We start from the raw sequence: 18,541 nt of genomic DNA, 5'->3' as shown, positions 1-18,541 counted from the left end.
AGCGCAACCCAGGAGACCTCGAATGATCCGCCCGCTCATCCTTGCCGCCATTCTCGTTTCCGCCCCGGTCGCCGCTCTCGCGCAGCAGGCGGAAACCGGGACGGTGCCCCAGCGGGTCCGCAGCGTGAACCTGACCGGCGCCGAGCAGTGTCCGAAGGCGACCGGCGACGAGATCGTCGTCTGCAACCGGATCGACGAACCCTACCGCATCCCCAAGGCACTGCGCGAGGACAAGCCGATCGCGGCACAGAACCAGAGCTGGGTCAATCGCGCCGCGGTCGCGGACCAGGTCGGGCGCGTGGCGGGCGGACTGCCCGATACGTGTTCGCCGGTCGGCTCGGGCGGGCAGACCGGGTGCGCGCTGACGTGGAACCGGGCGTTCGCGGCGGAGAAGCGCGCGAACAAGACGGCGGCGGAGGCGGTGCCGGGGAACGATCAGGAATAGCGCTATCACCCGTCATCCCGGTGAAAGCTGGAATTTCTTTGAAGGGGCCGCGCGCGCTCCTGCAAGAGATCCCAGCTTTCGCTGGGATGACGGTATTTTTCAGCCGTTACTGCCCGAAACCTGAACCGCTCGCCTGTGCGATCGCTTCTCGCGCAGCCGCGAACAACGCACCCGCCTTCGCTTCGCATTCTCGCTGCTCTGAAGCCGGATCGCTGTCTGCAACGATACCGGCTCCCGCTTGCACATGGATCATCCCGTCCTTCACCACCGCGGTACGCAGGACGATGCAGGAATCCATCGATCCATCGGGCGAGACGTAGCCGACGCCGCCGGCATAGGCGCCGCGGCGTTCCTGTTCGAGCTCGGCGATGATCTGGCATGCGCGGACCTTGGGCGCGCCGCTGACGGTGCCCGCGGGGAAGCCGGCGAACATCGCGTCGATCGCGTCGTGCCCGGCGGCGAGCCGGCCGACTACGTTCGACACGATGTGCATGACGTGACTGTAGAATTCGACGGTGTAGCTGTCGGTGACCCTGACGCTGCCCGCCTCCGCGACGCGACCGACATCGTTGCGGCCGAGATCGAGCAGCATCAGGTGTTCGGCACGCTCCTTGGGATCGGCGAGCAGGCTGGTGCGGTTCGCCTCGTCCTCCGCTGCAGTGGCCCCGCGCGGACGCGTGCCCGCGATCGGGCGGATCGTCACTTCACCGTCGCGGACACGGACGAGAATCTCGGGGCTCGATCCGGTCAGCGCGAAGCCGGGCAGGTCGAGATGATAGAGAAACGGCGACGGATTGATCCGGCGCAGCGCGCGGTAGAGCTCGAACGCGGGGAGCGGGAAGGGCGCGGTGAAGCGCTGCGCGAGGACGACCTGGAAGATATCGCCCGCGACGATATAGTCCTTCGCGGCGGCGACCATCTCGCCGTATCGGCCCGCGGGCAGCACCGGCGTCGGCTCGATCGCGGTCGCGTCGCCGCGGACCGGCACGGGAAGCGGCGCGGTCGCCAACCGGGCCTCGATCGCATCGAGCCGTTCTTCGGCGTCCGCGACGATCGCATCCGGCGTGCGCGCGGCGTCGGGCCAGGCGGGCGCGACGAGGAACAACGCATCGGCGAGGCGATCGAACACCGCGATCACCGTCGGCCGCACGAACATCATGTCGGGCAGCGCGAGCGGATCGGCGGTGGGCTGCGCGAGCGTCTCTACCAGTCCGATCGTCTCGTAGCCGAAATAGCCGACGAGGCAGGCCAGTGCCCGCGGCAGCTCGGCGGGCACGTCCATCCGGCACTGCGCGACCAGCGCCCGGAATGCGTCGAGCGTCGGCATCTCGCACGCGACGAACGCCTCGCGATCGTGCAGCCAGTCGGCGTTGATCGCGGCGCTGTTGCCGTGCGCGCGGAACACCAGATCGGGAGCGAGCCCGATCAGGCTGTGCCGCCCGCGCACCGCGCCACCCTCGACCGATTCGAGCAGGAAGTCGCCGCGGCCGGGCTCGATCAGCTTGAGCGCGACCGCGACGGGGGTGTCGGTATCGGCGATCCGCCGCCGCCAGACGAGCGCGGGGCGCCCGTCGGCCAGCGCGCGCGATGCCGCCTGGTTTGCTTCAGGGCTGATTGGAACCCCCCTGGCCGAGCAGGTCGCGGCGAACGCCCGCCACCGCGGCGTCGTTGCGCTTCGCCCCGACGCTGTTGCGGACTGCGGTGGTGAACTGCTCGACATATTCACGGCCGATCACGCGGCCCAGATCCGCTCGGGTCGCGCCGACGACGCCCGCCTGCTTGCCTGCATCGCCCGGAATGATCCGGTCGAGCCTGATGACGAACCAGCCGCCCTGTTCGGGCGCCTCGAGCAGCTTGGCGGTGCCCTGCGCCATGCTGAACAGCAGGACGAGGGGGGGTGGGGCGCCGCGGGGGTTCTGTGCCAGTTGGGCGCGGGGCGCGGCGAGGGGTTGGACGGGGGGGAGCGACAGCTTCGTCTCCGCCAGCGCCTGCGAGAGCGGTGTGCCCTTGTTGACCTTCGCGTTGACCGCGCTGGCGACCTGACGCGCCGCAGAGCGCGCGCGATCGATGCTGAAGTCGCGGACCACCGCCTCGCGGACCTGCGCCAGCGGACGCGGGGCGGCGCGGACGATGCGATCGAGCCCGACGACCGCGAAGCTGCCATCGGTGCCGGCCTGGACCAGCGTGGGCGTGTCGCCCTCCTCCGCCGCGAAGCCGGCTGCGACGACCGGGGCGAGCGCGGGATCGGGCTTCAATGCCGCGTCTTCGGGGCTCAGACCTGCCGAGGTCAGCGGCGGCGTGGTCTGTGCGGTCAGTTTCTGGTCGGCGACGAGTTCGTTGAAGTTCGCGTTGTTGCCGATCGCGTCGTCAAGGCCGTCGCGGATCCTGCCGAGTGCGTCCTGCGTCTTGCTCGCGGTCAGCGCCGCGACGATCTCGCCGCGCGCCTCGGCGAGCGACTTGCCGGGCACCTGCTGGATGCCCTCGACCCGCGCGACGACGAAGCCGATCGCGCCGCGGACCGGCCCGACGACCGACCCCTGCGCGGCGGCGAAGACCGCGTCGGCAGCGGCGCCACCGGCCTGCTGTGCGTAGCCGGCCTTGTCGACGCTGGTGATCGTCCGCGCCTCGAGCCCCGCCGCGCGGGCGGCATCGGCGAGCGCGGTGCCCGCCTTGACCTTCGCAGCGAGCGCATTGGCGGCGGCCTGATCGAGCACGGTCGCCTGGACGATCGTGCGCTTCTGGGTGGGCGCATATTTCGCGCGATCGGTGGCATAGGCCTTCGCGACCTCCGCGTCGGTCGGCACCGCCTGCGCCTTCACCGCGGCGGGAGTGACCAGCGCGTAGCGCATCACGCGGCGCTCGGGCGTGGTGTAGCGCTGGATATTGCGCTGGTAGAAGGTCTGGAGCTGCTGGTCGGTCGGCGCGGCGCCCGCGCCCATCGCGCGCGTCGGGATGAACGCGATCTGTCCTTCGCGCTTCTCGAGCAGAAGCGACGCATAGGGGAGCGCCATCGTCTGCGGGATCTGGCTGGCGCCGATCGTCGGCACCATCAGCAGCCGCGAATAGAGATCGCGGACGAGGTCGCCGCGGATCTGCGCGTCGGTGAGCCCGCGCTGCGCGAGGATGCGCTCGTACAGAGCCTGGTCGAACTTGCCGGTCGGCCCCTGGAGCGCGGGAATGCTCGCGAGTTCGCCGTCGGCGAGGCGCTTGCTGACGACGATGCCCTGGTCCTTCGCGAACGCCTCGAGCGCGAGGCCGTTCATCATCCGCTGGAGCGTGCCGTCGAGCCCGCCGCCCGCGACGAACTGCGCCATGTCGAGCGTCGGCTGGTTCTGGCGGAACCCCTCCATCTCGGTCTGCGCAGCCTTGCGGAACTCGCCCGCGCCGACGCTCTTGCCCGCGACGGTCGCGACCGAGGTGCCGGTGATCCCGCCTTTGCCGGTGAAGCCGGTGATATCGCTCGCCGCGAACGCGAGCGCGATGATGCCGAGCACCCCGAAGGTGACGATCATCCCCACACGGGAATGGATGATCCGCCGAAAGAAACCGAGCATGGACTAAATCGCCTCGTTGAAGCGGTCGCTTTAGGGGCGTGTCCCGGTGGCATCAAGCGATCGGTGCGGCTATCGACCTTGCAACGGCGAAGATCGAGCGAAGGGGACGGGGACATGCGGCGCAAGCTGGTGGCGGGAAACTGGAAGATGAACGGCTCGCGGGCGGCGCTGGTGGAGCTGGACGCGATCGCGGAGGCGGCGCGCGTGGCGGGGCCCGCGGTCGACGTCGCGATCGCGGTGCCCGCCACCTTGATCGCGCCGGCAGTCGATCGGGCGCCGGGGTTCGCGATCGGGGCGCAGGACGTCCATGCGGCGGACAAGGGCGCGCATACCGGATGCATTTCGGCGACGATGGCCCGGGAGGCTGGCGCGCGCTTTTCGATCGTCGGGCATTCGGAGCGCCGCGCGGACCAGTGCGAGCGCGACGCCGATGTGAAGGGCAAGGCGGAGGCGCTGCGCCGCGCGGGGCTCGACGCGATCGTCTGCGTCGGCGAGACGCTGGCGCAGCGCGAGGCGGGCGAGGCGGAGGCGGTGGTGACCGCGCAGGTTGCGGGATCGTTGCCCGAGGGGGCGTCGTCAGCGTGGCTGTCCTTGGCGTACGAGCCGGTGTGGGCGATCGGGACGGGGCGGACGCCGACGGTCGACGACGTGGCGGCGATGCACGGCGCGATCCGTGGCAAGTTGCGTGAGTTGATCGGGGCGGAGGCGGAGAAGATCCTGCTGCTCTATGGCGGATCGGTGGCCGCGGAGAATGCGCGTGAATTGCTCCATGCCGGCGATGTCGACGGCGCGCTGGTGGGGGGCGCAAGCCTGACCGCGGCGAAGTTCGTGCCGATCATCGAGGCGGCGCGGGGCTGAGGCGTCAGTCCGGGCGGACGTCCCACGCGGCGAGGCGTGGGACGTCGCCGTCCCACCGGATTTCTGCAAATGCACCGGTGCGCAGTTTCGCGGCGGGCAGGCCGAGCGCGATGCGCGCGAATCGGGCCGCGCCGTTGCTGGTGACGAGCAGGGTCGTGCCGCGCGCGTCTGCAAGCCAAGCGCGCCATGCCGCGATGCGGGCGTCGGCATCGACCTGCCAGCCGGGCGGGGGGGTGGCGTCGCGGTCCCAGGCCTCCAGCGCGGCGGTGCCGATCCGGGCGATCACCGCGGATTCGGGCTGATCTTCGTCGGGGCCGTGATCGATCTCGCGTAGCCAGTCGGTGGGCTCGGCTGGCAGGGCGGGCAAGATGCGGGCGGCGGTCTCGCGCGTGCGCAACAGGGGGCTGGTCAGGACGCGGTCGAAGGCGATGCCGTCGCGCGCGAACATCACGCCGAGCGCGTCGGCCTGCGCGCGGCCGCTGTCGACGAGCGGCAGATCGGTGCGTGCGCCGACGCGGCGCGGGGGCTCGCCGGGCACGAAGGTGTTCCCGTGGCGAACGATGAACGCGCGGGTGTTCACGCCGGGGTCGGGTCGCCGTGCGCGGCGATGAGCGCTTCGGCGCGAGCGATATCGGCTTCGGTGTCGATTCCCGAGATGTCGAAGGTGGCGGGTGCGACCGCGACCGCGGCGATCGTCAGACCGAGTTCGAGCAGGCGGAGTTGCTCGAGTCCCTCGAGCCGTTCGAGCGCGGTCTGCGGCGCGGCTTCGTACGCCTCGAGCGCAGTGATCCGGTAGGCATAGAGCCCGATATGTCTCCACACCGGCGAGGTCGGGCCCGCGGCGCGGAGGCGGTCCTCGTCGCGGATGGCGGGAATGATCGCCTTCGAGAACCACAGCGCGTGGCCATCGGCGCCGCGCGCGCAGGTCGTGCCGCTGAACGGCGAGGTCTGCTTGTGTACGCGCAGCGCATCGAGCGACGCCCAGTCGAGCGCGACGACCGGGGTCGCGACCGCGGCGTCGCCCGAGGCCAGTGCGGCGACCACGGCCGCGAGCGCGTGCGGCGGCTGGAAGGGGGCGTCGCCCTGGAGGTTGACGACGATGTCGGGGCGGTAGGGGAGCGTCCGCGCGGCAGCGAGCGCGCGGCCCGAGCCGCTGGCGATCGCGCTGTCGGTCATCGTCGCGTCGCATCCGGCGGCGCGCGCATGTTCGGCGATCCCCTCGTCATCGGTGGCGACCATCAAGGTAACGTCGGCGACGCCCGCAAGCGCCTGCCGCGCGAGCGCGATCGTGCGATGGAGGAGCGAGCGGCCCGCGATCAGGCGCAGCGGCTTCATCGGCAACCGCGTGGAACCGCCACGCGCCGGGATCGCGACGAGCGTGCGGGGCATCGTCGCGGCGGTCAGATCACGCCGGCGCGGAGCAGGTCGTGCATGTGGATCGCGCCGACCAGACGGTCGCCCTCGCACACGAACAGCAGCAGGACATTCTTCTCCTGCATGATCCTGAGTGCGGAGGAGGCGAGCTCGTCGGGCTTGATGCGGATCGGCGCGGCGCTCATGTGATCGCCCACCGTCCCGGTCAGCGCGTCGCCGCCCGTCACCGTCCGGCGCAGATCGCCATCGGTGAATGCGCCGACCAGCGTGCCGCGCGCGTCGACCACCGCCGTGCCGCCGAGGCGCGCGCGCGTCATCTCGATCGTCACGTCGATCAGCGGGGTATCGAGCATCACCTTGGGCACGTCACGCCCCGCCGCCATCACCTCGCGCACGCGGAGCAGCTGCGCCCCGAGCCGCCCTGCGGGGTGATAGGTGTGGAAATCCTCCGCCGAGAAGCCGCGCCACTGCATCAGCGCGATCGCCAGCGCATCGCCGAAGACGAGCTGGACCGTCGTCGACGTCGTCGGCGCGAGATCGATCGGGCACGCCTCGCGGACGGTCGGCAGTTGCAGGCAGACGTCGGCGGCGCGCGCCGCAGTCGAATGGCCGTTCGCGGTGACGACGCAATTGGGAATGCGGAATCGCTTGCAGTAGCGGAAGATCGAACCCAGCTCGGTCGTCTCGCCAGACTGGGTGAACAGCAGGACGAAGTCGTCGCTGGTAATCATGCCCAGATCGCCATGCCCCGCCTCGGCCGGGTGGAGATAGGAGGCCGGCGTGCCACTGGACGTCAGCGTCGCGACGATCTTGCGCGCGATGATCCCGCTCTTGCCCATGCCCGCGATGATGACGCGCCCGCGCACGCCGAGGATCCGGCCGACGAGATCGTCGAACGCGCGTGCGAAATCGTCATTCTCGAACCGTTCGCGCAGCGCGGTCACGCCCTCGATCGCCGAGGTGGCGACGCCGGACGCGGACCGGGATGCCCCGATCCCCGCACCGCGGGTCAAGGCGACCAGATTGCTGTACGCGTGTCCCACGGTACGTTCGTGGCCCATAGCGATCTCCCCGCGCGCCGCCTGTCCCCATCCGGCATCGTCGCCGGTCCTGTCCGCACCGGCGGCGACCGATCTGATCCCATGCCGGGGAAAGGAATTACTATCACCGCTGGTCACAAACCAGAAGCATCAAACAAGCGCTTGTAAGGAAACGGTTTACGCGGTTGCGGCGAGAATGGCACGTCCGTATGCGGTCTTCTTCAACGACTCACCGCGCGCGCGCGCCTGTTCGCGGGAGATGTAGCCCATTTCGAACGCGATCTCTTCGAGGCACGCGATCTGGATCCCCTGGCGATGCTGGACGACGCGGACGAACTCACCCGCCTCGAGCAGGCTGTCATGGGTGCCGGTGTCGAGCCAGGCATAGCCGCGGCCCATCTTTTCGACGAAGAGCGCGCCGTCGTCCATGTAGATGCGGTTGAGATCGGTGATCTCATACTCGCCGCGCGCCGACGGCTTCAGGTTGCGCGCATAGTCGACGACCTTGTTGTCGTAGAAATAGAGGCCGGTCACCGCCATGTTCGATTTCGGCTTTTCCGGCTTCTCCTCGAGGCTCAGCGCGCGCCCTGTGGTGTCGAGTTCCACCACGCCGTACCGTTCGGGATCCTCGACCTGGTACGCGAACACCGTCGCGCCCTCGGTCCGCTCGGTCGCGTTGCGGCACAGATCGACAAGGCCGGCGCCGTAGAAGATATTGTCGCCCAGGATCAGCGCGACATTGTCGTCGCCGATGAAGTCCGCGCCCAGCGTGAACGCCTGCGCCAGCCCATCGGGGCTCGGCTGCTCGACATAGGAAATCCGGATCCCCAGCGCCGATCCGTCGCCGAACAGGTGCTTGTACGAGGGCAGGAACTCAGGGTTCGAGATGATGAGCACGTCGCGGATACCGGCGAGCATCAGCACCGACAGCGGATAATAGATCATCGGCTTGTCGTAGACCGGCAGAAGCTGCTTGTTGACCGCCAGCGTCGCCGGATGAAGCCGGGTGCCGGAGCCGCCGGCGAGGATGATGCCCTTCATTTCGTTGTCCCGATAAGCTCGTCGAGGATGTCGCTCAACGCCGCCTGCCAGGCGCGGGGGCGGATGCCGTAGTCGCGCTCGATCGCGGCGTGGCTGAGCATGGAGTTGGGCGGGCGGGTCGCGGGTGTCGGATACTCGCTGGTCGCGATCCCTGTCACGCTGGCGGTCGCACCGCCGCGCGCCGTGGACTGCGCGAAGATCTCGCGCGCGAACCCGGCCCATGTGGTGGGGCCGGCGTTGCTGAAGTGATACGCCCCCACGGGAGCGTCCGCGTCCTCGACCAGCCGGATCGCGATCGTCGCGAGCGCGGCGGCGAGATCGGCCGCCGAGGTCGGGCTGCCATGCTGGTCCTCGACCACGCGCAACTCGTCGCGATCGGCGCCGACACGCAGCATCGTCTTGATGAAGTTGTTGCCATGCGCGCTGACGACCCACGCGGTGCGCACGATCGCATAGCGCTTGCAGCCGGTCGCGACCGCGAGCTCGCCGCCCAGCTTCGACGCGCCATAGACGCCGAGCGGACCCACGGGGTCGGCCGGCTCCCACGCGCCCTCGCGCGCGCCATTGAAGACGTAATCGGTCGACACCTGGACGAGCGGGATGTCCGCCGCGGCGCATGCCTCGGCGAACGCGGCCGGCGCGATCGCGTTGACCTGCCACGCGGTGACGACGTCGCTCTCGGCCTTGTCGACCGCGGTGTAGGCGCCGCCGCTGATGACGGCGGCGAACGGCTTGCCATCGTGCCCGGCGGCAACGACCGCCTTGATCGCGGCGGGATCGCGCAGGTCGACCTCGTCGATATCGATCGCGTGGACCGCCCATCCATCGGGCCAGGCGTGGCGCCGCAGTTCGGTGCCGAGCTGGCCATTGCCGCCGGTCACGAGGATGGTGCGAACGCTCATGCGTTCAGTCCACGGCGCTGGTCGGCAGCGTGCTTCTCGACGATCGACTGCCACCAGTCCTGATTGTCGAGATACCACGCGACGGTCTTCTCGATCCCGCTCTCGAAGGTCTCGGCGGGCTCCCAGCCCAGCTCGTCCCTGATGCGCGACGCGTCGATCGCATAGCGCTTGTCGTGACCTGGGCGGTCGGCGACATAGGTGATCTGATCGGCGTAGGACTTGCCGTTCTCACGCGGACGCAGGCGATCCAGGATCGCGCACACGGTCTTCACGACCTCGAGGTTCTGCTTCTCGTTGTTGCCGCCGACATTGTAGGTGCGGCCGACCTCGCCCTTCTCGAACACCGCCTGCAACGCGCGGACGTGATCCTCGACGAACAGCCAGTCGCGGACCTGGTCGCCCTTGCCGTAGACGGGCAGGTCGGCACCCGCGAGCGCCTTGACGATCATCAGCGGAATCAGCTTTTCGGGGAAGTGATACGGGCCGTAATTGTTCGAGCAGTTGGTGATGAGCACCGGCAGCCCGAAGGTGTGGCCCCACGCGCTGACCAGATGGTCGCTGCCCGCCTTCGACGCCGAATAGGGCGACCGCGGATCATAGGGCGTCTCCTCGGTGAAGAGCCCGGTGTCGTCGAGCGAACCGTAGACCTCGTCCGTTGAGATATGGTGGAAGCGGAAGTTCGCCTTCGCGTCGCCCTCGAGCGTGTTCCAGTAGGCGCGCGCCGCGGTCAGCATCTGGAAGGTGCCGACGATGTTGGTCTGGATGAACGCGTCCGGTCCGTCGATCGAGCGATCGACATGGCTCTCGGCCGCCAGATGCGTGATGATCTCCGGCTTGAACTCCGCGATCGCCGCGGCGACCGCGTCGCCGTCGCAGATGTCGCCCTGGACGAAGCGGTAGCGGTTGCTGTCGGCAACGCTCTCGACCGTGGTCAGCGTGCCCGCATAGGTCAGCTTGTCGAAGTTCAGCACTTCGTGCTCGCTGTTCGCGATCAGGTTGCGGACGAGCGCCGAGCCGATGAAGCCGGCGCCGCCGGTGACGAAGATACGCATGGGGTGGTGGACCTCAATCGATCGGAAGGAGAGGGTTGCCGTCATAGACGAACGGCGAGTCGAAATCCGCAAGCGCCTGGAGCTTCGTGTCCTTCTCGGACAGCTCGGGCGTGGTGCCCGCTGGCATCGGCCAGTCGATCCCGACGCTGTCCCAGCGGATGCCGCCGTCGCACTGCGGCGCATAGACGTCGGACACCTTGTAGGTGACCTCGCAATCGTCCTCCAGCGTCAGGAACGCGTGCGCGAAGCCGATGGGGACGAACAGCTGGTGGCCGTTCTCCGCGGTCAGTTCGGCACCGACCCACTGGCCGAACGTCGGCGATTCGCGCCGGATGTCGACCGCGACATCGTAGATCCGGCCGCGGATGCAGCGAACGAGCTTGTCCTGCCCGTGCGGCGGCGTCTGGTAATGCATCCCGCGCAACGTAAAGCGCGGAACCGACAGCGAATGATTATCCTGCACGAACCGGCAGGTAATGCCAAGGTCCGCGAATTTGGCTTCCGAATAGACCTCGGTGAACCAGCCGCGACTATCGCCGAACCGCTTTGGCTTCACGAGTTTGACCGGGTTGGCGGATTGAATCATGCTTTCGGTCCTTGATCAAGCGTCTCAAGAATTTGGTTTGCCTGCCTCGCGGCGCGGGAGCCCTCTAGTGGATCGATGGCGTGATATCGCTGCAATTTCCTTGCAACTCCCACTCTACGACAGGTGCAGGTGCTTCCGGGTGAGCGACATCGAAGCGAACCCAAGCAACAATGCCAATGCGCTCACGATCATCAGGAAGGGTACACTGAAATATTGATCGGTCGACGCTTCGAACATGCCAAAGCGCATCATCTCGAAAAACTGCGGGAGAGGAAAGACGCGCGTATAGGCCTGTATCGATGGGGAAAGCCATGAGATAGAATAGAACGCGCCGCTGATCGGGATGATGAGATAGCTGAACGGATGGACCAAGCGCTTTGCAACCTGACTGAATTCGCACAAGGCCGTCGTAATCATGCTGACGCCAGTCATGAAAACAAATAGTATGAGGAATGCGAACGCCGCCCATTCGGGGCGCGGGGGGGGGGCGGTCCATCCGAGAAGCAACGCGACCGATGCGATCACGAAGAATGTGACGACGACGGAAATAAATTCCAGAATCGCACGGGAAAGACAAATGTCCGCAAGCGTCACCTGGGCATGATATAACAGGGGGGCATTGCCTTCCAGCGCGGCCTCCGCGCGCGTAATCATGAGTCGCACCAACATGAACATCGTGTAGCCGAAGCTGAAGAACGCGGCGGGGTTCGTTTCACCGACCGTGTGCGTGCCACCGGTCGCACTGTGGATTGCCGCGATCGCGCCTGCGAAAAGCAGCGGTTCGCCCAAGATCCACGCATAGCCGATATTATCGCGGCCATAACGCGTATGGACCTCACGGCGCAGCAAGGCGCCGATGACGCGCAACTGAACGCTTGCCCCGCGCCATGTCCGCCCGGCATCTACGTTTTCGGTGAAATTCACGCGTTTGGTCCTTCAGTTGCCCGCCGAGCCTGCAAGGACATCGGGTGATCGGGTCACAAGCCGGCCTCTTGCAACATGTCCTCGCGGCTCAAGCTAAGCTCCGGGATCATAGCGACCATTCCCGACAATTCGTTGATAACCGAAATGTCTCCGGTTTTGGCGGCAATCATGAAGACCTGACGCGCTTCTTCCGTACGACCGGTCGCCGCAAGCACCTTTCCCAGCGGCAGGAACTTGTCGCTTCGTTCCGGCGTGCGTTCCAAATAGTCACGGGCGTAAACCTCCGCATCGGCGTTACGGCCCATACGCAGGTAAATAAATGCCATCAACTGACTAAAACTGCGCTGTCCTTCATAGAACTGTTTCGCTTGTTCCACCCTTTGAAGCGCAAGATCGACTTCGTTCAAATCGAGATGAAAGGTAATGGCAGTCAGCCAGTTATGCATGAAGCCAGGAGATAAGGCGACGAGCCTATCAATCGAGTGGATCGCTAGTTCCCGAGATTGCGCACGGACGAAAGCCGATGTCGCTGCACGCCAGAACTGCGAGTCTCCCGAAAACATCTCCGAATAACGATCGAACCGGGTGGTTATCGCGGCCCAGTTCTGATCGGCCGCAAATACCAAAAGTTTGCGAAACGTGCGATATCTTTCGCCCCAGTCAAAGCCCAGTTCGTCAAGTACCGCCTGATCGATCGGGTGATACGTGACGTGATTGATGCCCTCCGTTCGACGCAAGTGGTTGGCCGCAATATCGATCAATTCCATGTCGAGGCCGGGAATGCGCTCGGCAACATCGGTCAATAACTCAGCGGTCAAAGCGCCCGCAGGGTGGGTTTCGGTATGAAACACCGGCTGGGTCTGCGCCATCTGCGACACCATCTCTGCAAAGTCGCGGTTGGATCCGGCTCGCTTCTGGCATACCGCGATGGTGCGAAGATCAAGGTCATACATCCTCCGCACAGCCGGCCGTGCCCTGAACGCCGCGGCGAAATGATCCGGCTTGACGCAGTAAAACTGTGTGTGCGGAAATCGGATGATATCGTCGACGAGCGACGTATAGGCGGTCGCACTGGAATCGCTTCGCGGGGACGACTGGCTGACTTGGAAAGCGGCACGCCCATTTGCGCGCGCCGCCTTGATAAGCCCTACCGCTTCAGGCTCGTCGATATAGCGGCAGGATACGCCCTTGTAGCTCGGCACGAAGCCGAGATCGCCGCCCGCCGAGTACGCATCCGCCGCGCCCGATCCACGAAGGATCGCCGCAAGATGGTGCCCCTGGCAGTTGCCGTCAAACACCACCAACGGGCGTTCGTGCAGGCGGCTTTCATCATTCAAGTCGCTGACCCTTCGAGCATTTTTATAAGCTGGCCGACATTCTCACATTCGAACGTGCGGTCAATCTCCATTGTGATACCCGTCGCATCCTCGATTGCGAATATCAATTCCACGTGGGCGAACGAATCCCAGCCGGGAACGTCCGACGCCATGGTAGATTCCGTCACCTCGCCTTCGAAATTGGGGAATACGCGATGGATCGTGTCGGAGACAATGGCCTGAATGTCCAAAAGTAATTCCTATCACGGATTGTCGGAGGTCGGTTTCACGAACGCGGCCTTGTTACTCGACCGGGAGATCTTGCCGCTGCTCGTCTTCACCAGACTGTTAAGAGACACTACGCGTGTGGTGGTCGGGGATACGCCATAGGCCGCTGTCACGACCTCGCGTATCGATCGCTCGATCGTGGCCGAAGCATCGGGATTTTCGCTTTCGGCGATAATGACGAGTTCCTGCGTTCCGGTTCGGTCGTTGTCGACGCCGAACGCGACGCTGCGACCGTCCTTCACGCCATCAATCTGCGAGACAAGCATTTCGATATCATGGGCATACATATTGCGGCCACGTACGATGATGAGATCGTCCGATCGTCCAGTTATGTACAATTGCCCCTGATGCAGGAACCCCAGGTCACCGGTGTGATACCAGCCATCGACGAACTTCTTTGCGCTCAGTTCCGGATTTCGGTAGTAGCCGTTGCACAGCGCAGGACCGCGGACACAAACCCCGCCGACATCTTCGTTGTCCGAGGCAGAGATATGAATTTCAACATCTTCCACCGGGAAGCCGACAGAAACGATCTTTTGCGCCCTGAAGGTTCCCGGAGCAACCGGATCGATCCGGCGCTGTGTTTCGAACGCCTCGCGATCAAGCCAGAGGACCGGAGGCTTGCCTTCCCTCGTCTGGGTCACGGCAAAGACATATTCTGCCATGGCATAACATACGCGCACCGCATCCCTGCTGAGGCCGGCTGGCGAAAACTTGGCGTAGAAGGCCTCCATACCTTCCTGCTTGCAAGGCTCCGAACAATTAATGACCGCGCGGACGCCGGCGAGGGCCTCCGCGCTTGCCGGAACCTTGCCCCGCTGCGCTAGATAGGGAAAAGCAAAATTCGGGATCCAGCAGAACGCATTCTCGGTATCGGCCAACAGCTCGATCAGGCTGTTGGGGTTGGAAAGCCACGCAAAGGTCGCGATCACGCGCATCCGCGATCCAAGCGAGAACGGCATCAGTGTGGCTGCGATCAGCCCCATGTCATGATACAGGGGCAACCAGCTGACAAGGACGTCGCGTCCGCCTACGAATCCGATCGACCGAGAGTAGCTGGTAACCTGTGCCAACAGTTGCCTGTAGGTGACGATCACTCCCTTCTTGAGACCGGTAGTGCCTGAGGAATGCTGCAGAAACGCAGGCTCGTCGATGTCTGCGACGGGAACCAGCTTCGTCGCAGCAGCAGGCGCCGCCTCGACCATCTCCGTGCTGATGACGTCGTCCGCGCCGAGCGACCGTACTTCCGCGATGCACGAGGGCTCCGATACGACACAGGCAGGCGTCAATCGCGCTATCAGCGCCAGATGGCTGGCGCGCCATGAGGCGAGGTCGGTCTTTGGTGTTGGCGGAGGCATGAACGACGGGATCGCGCCAAGCAGTTGTGCCCCGAAAAAAGCCTGCAGCATGCCGACACTGTGCTGAGCGAAGATCAGCACAGTGTCGCCACGACCAACGCCGCGGTCCGCGATCAGGGAGGCGGCGTTCGCAATCCCATCCATCATTTCCTGGTACGTGACATCACGATATTCGCCGGCGCCGGCAAACATGTCCAGAAACGGTGCATGCGGGGTAAGTGTCGCCTGACGGTTCATCGATGCAAAATATTCGGTCGCCATGCTCGTCTCGTTCTCGAGTGAGTAACAGTCGTCAATTCGATCGGAGCAGGCGTCAGATCACGGTCGGATACGCGTAGCTATGCGCAACCGGCGCGCTTCCCAAGCCCTTGAAGAACTGGTCCATTCCGGTGCCACGATCATATATGTTAACCACCTTCGGTGCCGACCCCAAAAGTTCGGATAGTGCGGTCACGCTTTCCGTTACGTCCAGCGGATAGCCTTTTTGGAACCCGCGGTAGGAAACCACCGCCTCGATCTGATCAAGCCCGGGCTTGACGTCGACCTGCACGATCGACGCATCTCGTTCAGCGCGTGGCATCCAGCCATAATTGATGACGTATCCATGTTCCGAGGCGGCTTGACGCAAAATCCGGTCAAGCCCGTCGCCGACCAGCGCCGGCATGATGCCGTTCTCGAAGAAGGCCTGCACCTGGTTGCGGAATTCGGGATAGCGGTGGTCGATGATGACCTCGTTCTCTGGGACCGTGGTGTGGTGCGAGCTGACCAGCCCGGCATCGAGATTCGAGCCGCGGCCCATGTGATAGACGAACGTGCCGACCGCCAGACCCAAGCGATAGCCCATTGCCAAGCTGCGCAGGCTCCAGTCGGTTTCCTCGCAATAGCCACGCCCGAACACCGGATCCATCAGCCCGACATCCTTGACCACCGATACCGGCATCATGATCGCGAACGAGATTCCAGCCGGGATGTCCACGACGCGAGTGCCATGGTGATTCGCCATCGTTTCCGACAGCCAGTCGACCATCGCCTGATCCGCGATGTGCAGATCGGGATCTTCGTTGGGCAGCGTATAGATCGACACGTTGTTCGACCAGGCGGTGACCGACCCGACATCGGGCGCGGCCTGCAACGTGCGGACCATCTGGCTGATGAGGTTGCGCGGGAAGATCACGTCGGAATTGTTGATCGTGACATAGTCGTAGTCGAGCTCGATCGACGTACGCAGCCCCAGGCTGACGTTGCGGGGAATCCCCAAGTTGCGCGGCGTGCAATAGTATTTCGCGCCGACCTTTTCGCAGAACGCCTTCAGCCGCTCGCTCCACCCCGGCGCGGTACTGGCATCGTCGAGGATCAGGACGTCGGTGTCCGCGACGTCGTCGTCGAACCGCATCGCGCTTTCGATGCAGCACGGCACGAACGCTTCGCCGTTGTAGACGGTGATGCAGTGAAGGACACGGGGCTTGGTCATTACGATCTCGCTATCAAGGTACGGAAAACGCCGGGATGCCGTTCAGGCGTCCGTGGTCGCGTCCGTCTGGCGCAGCTTTGCCAATTCGCGCTGGAGCATGCCCAGTTCGGCTGCGTGCTGCGAACGCAGGGCGGCGTTCTCGGCGCGCAGGTCGAAGATCGTCGCGGCCATCTCGGTGCTGTTGCCCGATGTGCTGGTCGACAGGCGCTTGCGGGCCTCGACCACTTCGAGCTGAAGCCCCATCACGCGTTTCGTCAGGTCCATGACACGCGCGTTGGCGATCTCGAAATCCAGCAGGGCCTGCTTCAGGCTGATCTCGTCAATATTCATCGTCTTCCCCAAGGTCTTTGATGCAACGTCGCGGTGATCGGCGACGCCGTCAGTGCGGGCGTCGCGGTTTGGACAGGCAGGCGAGATACGCCGCGACCACCTTGTCGGCGGTCCCGTCCCACGTCAGTTCAAGTTCGCGCGAGCGTGCTGCCCGAATTGCGCGATCGGCTGCCAACCGATCGGTCAGCAAGGTCGCGGCATAGTCTCCCAGGACGGTCGGATCCCACGTCTGCGGCGTGTCGCACTCGCCGATGAGTTCGCGCAGCGGGCCGAACGATACGTGGACCGTCGCCTTGCCGAACATCGCGGCCTCGAACGGAATGAAGCCGAATCCTTCTGCGGACGTCGGGTACAGGACCAGCGAAGTGTTCGCCATCAGCCAATTGCGGTTTTCTGCGCTGACGTCGGGCAGGATCAGGATCCCGCTGTCGTCCACGCCGATCGCCAGCGCCTCCTCGATCCGCGTCGATCCCAGCGGGACTTCGGACCCCGCCAGGATCAGCTTGTGCGGGAAGCCGAGGCTGCGAAGCCGCTGCCAAGTACGGATCGCGATGTCGCGGTTCTTGTGCGAGTAGCTCGCTCCCAGCGCCAGGATGTAGGGCTCCGCCGCCCAGCCGCGATCGAGCAGGCCCTGCGGAATCCGCTGGGTATCGCCTGGGCCCTGATGATCGATGCCGTTCTCGGCAATGAACAGCCGGTCGGGGGGGATCGACAGCCCGTCTTCCTCGAGCACCTGCTTGACGTCGTGCGAGATCGTGACGACCCCGTCCACGAGCGCGGAGGCCAGCATCATCGCGACGCGATAGCGATGCCAGTCCTCCCACTGCGCGAAATACGCACCGTTGCGATACGCGATCAGGTCCTGGATCGTCAGCAGCATCCGCTTGCCGAAATTGTACCAGTCGCGCATGCCTTCCTGGTTGCCGTCGACTTGGAACGGGCGGTGGACGATATCGACATGGGGCGGATCGAAGAACCGCGTGCCGTCGATCCTCAGCGTATGGACGTTGTTTCTCGCAAACGCCTCCGCGGCATAGTCCGGCGCCCGATCATGCGGGACGCCAACGCCCAGCCACGCGACGCCCGGATGACGCGCCAGCGCGCAGGCGAGTGCCACCGTCTGCACCTGCGTTCCCATCTCTCGCGGGCCGAGGCAGGAGCCGTCGATCAGCACGCGCAGACCCTGGGTCTTGGCACGCGCCAGGTCGAGCGCGACCGCAACGGGTTCGCTACCCGAGTTCTTCTGGTAATCGTGAAGCCCGGGGAAGAAGCGATGGCCGAGATAGAGCTTGTGCGCGAGTTCGGAGACTGCAAGGGCGGTGCCGTCGGGATGCTCGACATCGAACCGGCGCTGCACGAACGTGCTGGCGTCGAGATAGGACGGAAAGCCGCGCCGCGAGGCGCGCAGGGCGAACTCGGTAACCGCCAGCTGCGGTTGCGAATCATGCTCCGCGTTCAGTCCGCCGACCGCGGTCAGCGCACCGACGTTGAGCAGCACCGCGCATCCCTCGGGCACCGCGATCGGAACCCGCCCGGAATCGGGCTTGGTCACTCGCAGATGCCGGGTGAGGGTCGCGGCGTTGAAGCCCTCGGGGCAGAAGGGTTGCTCGGTATTGCGGTGGGGAAAGCTGAGATAGCCCGCCGCGTTGGAGAGAAACGAGACGCACGCGACGCGCGGATCGTCGACAATCCACTGTGAGGCACGCTCAAGCGCGTCCTCGCCCAACACGATCGGTTCACGCACGATCAGCAGCTGGTCGACGCCATCCGCAACCAAGTCCCGCGCCGCACCGGACAGGGTATGGAATTCGCGCACCGTCACCGGCGGATGGGGATATTGCGCCCGCGCGGCATCCATCTGCGAGGGCGCGAGGGCCAGGATGACCTCGTCGAGGCCGGCCACCCGGCTGAGCGAAATCACGGTTTCGTGCCAGGGGTGCAGGCGGTCACGCGCCCACACCAGCGCCACGACCCTCGGCCCTGTCGGCGTGGGCAACGCAAC

General features: G+C 65.4%; 18 protein-coding genes. 2 read left to right on the top strand and 16 right to left on the bottom strand.

Annotated features, from left to right (window positions below; translation table 11 throughout):
* Nucleotides 1-22 precede the first annotated feature (22 nt).
* A complete protein-coding gene (locus tag ACV7NO_RS11675; RefSeq protein ID WP_463406162.1) occupies nucleotides 23-445 on the top strand; it encodes a hypothetical protein in 423 nt (140 codons plus the stop codon).
* Nucleotides 446-551: 106 nt separating this feature from the next.
* Here ACV7NO_RS11675 and ACV7NO_RS11670 read toward each other — a convergent pair whose 3' ends face one another.
* Both ACV7NO_RS11670 and ACV7NO_RS11665 read right to left on the bottom strand, forming a co-directional pair.
* Nucleotides 552-2,165 carry an anthranilate synthase component I family protein gene (locus tag ACV7NO_RS11670; protein ID WP_463406161.1) on the bottom strand — a complete coding sequence of 538 codons (1,614 nt, stop codon included), beginning with the start codon at nucleotides 2,163-2,165 and terminating at the stop codon, nucleotides 552-554.
* On the bottom strand, nucleotides 2,050-3,999 hold the full coding sequence (locus tag ACV7NO_RS11665) for a peptidylprolyl isomerase (protein WP_463406160.1): 1,950 nt from the start codon (nucleotides 3,997-3,999) through the stop codon (nucleotides 2,050-2,052). The genes ACV7NO_RS11670 and ACV7NO_RS11665 overlap by 116 nt, the downstream gene beginning before the upstream one ends.
* A gap of 114 nt (nucleotides 4,000-4,113) precedes the next feature.
* On the opposite strand from ACV7NO_RS11665, the gene tpiA reads away from it, so the two are divergent.
* Nucleotides 4,114-4,857: a triose-phosphate isomerase gene (tpiA, locus tag ACV7NO_RS11660; RefSeq protein WP_463406159.1), complete on the top strand. Its 744-nt coding sequence runs from the start codon at nucleotides 4,114-4,116 to the stop codon at nucleotides 4,855-4,857.
* 4 nt (nucleotides 4,858-4,861) lie between these two features.
* Here tpiA and ACV7NO_RS11655 read toward each other — a convergent pair whose 3' ends face one another.
* The 14 genes from ACV7NO_RS11655 to ACV7NO_RS11590 all read right to left on the bottom strand — a co-directional run bounded on the left by ACV7NO_RS11655 (nucleotide 4,862) and on the right by ACV7NO_RS11590 (nucleotide 18,499).
* A complete protein-coding gene (locus ACV7NO_RS11655) occupies nucleotides 4,862-5,437 on the bottom strand; it encodes a histidine phosphatase family protein (protein WP_463406158.1) in 576 nt (191 codons plus the stop codon).
* The gene (gene kdsB / locus ACV7NO_RS11650) at nucleotides 5,434-6,246 is read right to left on the bottom strand and encodes a 3-deoxy-manno-octulosonate cytidylyltransferase (RefSeq protein WP_463406157.1); all 813 of its coding nucleotides are present in this window, start codon (nucleotides 6,244-6,246) and stop codon (nucleotides 5,434-5,436) included. Before kdsB ends, ACV7NO_RS11655 begins: the two co-directional genes overlap by 4 nt.
* Before the next feature lie 11 nt (nucleotides 6,247-6,257).
* A complete protein-coding gene (locus ACV7NO_RS11645; protein ID WP_463406156.1) occupies nucleotides 6,258-7,292 on the bottom strand; it encodes a KpsF/GutQ family sugar-phosphate isomerase in 1,035 nt (344 codons plus the stop codon).
* Between the two features lie 156 nt (nucleotides 7,293-7,448).
* The gene (gene rfbA, locus ACV7NO_RS11640; RefSeq protein ID WP_463406155.1) at nucleotides 7,449-8,312 is read right to left on the bottom strand and encodes a glucose-1-phosphate thymidylyltransferase RfbA; all 864 of its coding nucleotides are present in this window, start codon (nucleotides 8,310-8,312) and stop codon (nucleotides 7,449-7,451) included.
* Nucleotides 8,309-9,214: a dTDP-4-dehydrorhamnose reductase gene (gene rfbD / locus ACV7NO_RS11635; RefSeq protein WP_463406154.1), complete on the bottom strand. Its 906-nt coding sequence runs from the start codon at nucleotides 9,212-9,214 to the stop codon at nucleotides 8,309-8,311. Before rfbD ends, rfbA begins: the two co-directional genes overlap by 4 nt.
* Nucleotides 9,211-10,266: a dTDP-glucose 4,6-dehydratase gene (gene rfbB, locus ACV7NO_RS11630; RefSeq protein WP_463406153.1), complete on the bottom strand. Its 1,056-nt coding sequence runs from the start codon at nucleotides 10,264-10,266 to the stop codon at nucleotides 9,211-9,213. Before rfbB ends, rfbD begins: the two co-directional genes overlap by 4 nt.
* A 13-nt stretch (nucleotides 10,267-10,279) precedes the next feature.
* Nucleotides 10,280-10,852 (bottom strand): dTDP-4-dehydrorhamnose 3,5-epimerase, encoded by a 573-nt coding sequence (gene rfbC / locus ACV7NO_RS11625; RefSeq protein ID WP_463406152.1) that lies wholly within the window; start codon nucleotides 10,850-10,852, stop codon nucleotides 10,280-10,282.
* A gap of 114 nt (nucleotides 10,853-10,966) precedes the next feature.
* Entirely contained in the window at nucleotides 10,967-11,776 is an 810-nt protein-coding gene (locus ACV7NO_RS11620; protein WP_463406151.1) for an ABC transporter permease, read from the bottom strand.
* Nucleotides 11,777-11,829: 53 nt separating this feature from the next.
* Nucleotides 11,830-13,113, bottom strand: a complete 1,284-nt coding sequence (locus tag ACV7NO_RS11615) for a tetratricopeptide repeat protein (protein WP_463406150.1) — start codon at nucleotides 13,111-13,113, stop codon at nucleotides 11,830-11,832.
* Nucleotides 13,110-13,343, bottom strand: coding sequence for an acyl carrier protein (locus tag ACV7NO_RS11610; RefSeq protein ID WP_463406149.1), 234 nt, complete (start codon nucleotides 13,341-13,343; stop codon nucleotides 13,110-13,112). The genes ACV7NO_RS11615 and ACV7NO_RS11610 overlap by 4 nt, the downstream gene beginning before the upstream one ends.
* Nucleotides 13,344-13,355: 12 nt before the next feature.
* A complete protein-coding gene (locus ACV7NO_RS11605; RefSeq protein ID WP_463406148.1) occupies nucleotides 13,356-14,999 on the bottom strand; it encodes an AMP-binding protein in 1,644 nt (547 codons plus the stop codon).
* Between the two features lie 52 nt (nucleotides 15,000-15,051).
* The gene (locus ACV7NO_RS11600) at nucleotides 15,052-16,209 is read right to left on the bottom strand and encodes a glycosyltransferase family 2 protein (protein ID WP_463406147.1); all 1,158 of its coding nucleotides are present in this window, start codon (nucleotides 16,207-16,209) and stop codon (nucleotides 15,052-15,054) included.
* A 42-nt stretch (nucleotides 16,210-16,251) separates the two neighbouring features.
* Nucleotides 16,252-16,539, bottom strand: coding sequence for a hypothetical protein (locus ACV7NO_RS11595; protein ID WP_463406146.1), 288 nt, complete (start codon nucleotides 16,537-16,539; stop codon nucleotides 16,252-16,254).
* 49 nt (nucleotides 16,540-16,588) lie between these two features.
* A complete protein-coding gene (locus ACV7NO_RS11590) occupies nucleotides 16,589-18,499 on the bottom strand; it encodes a glycosyltransferase (protein ID WP_463406145.1) in 1,911 nt (636 codons plus the stop codon).
* Nucleotides 18,500-18,541 lie beyond the last annotated feature (42 nt).

This window comes from Sphingomonas sp. Ell38C01 (assembly GCF_055231975.1).
The sequence above is the reverse complement of the archived record's forward strand: the minus strand, read 5'-3'. Positions and strand labels throughout refer to the sequence as shown.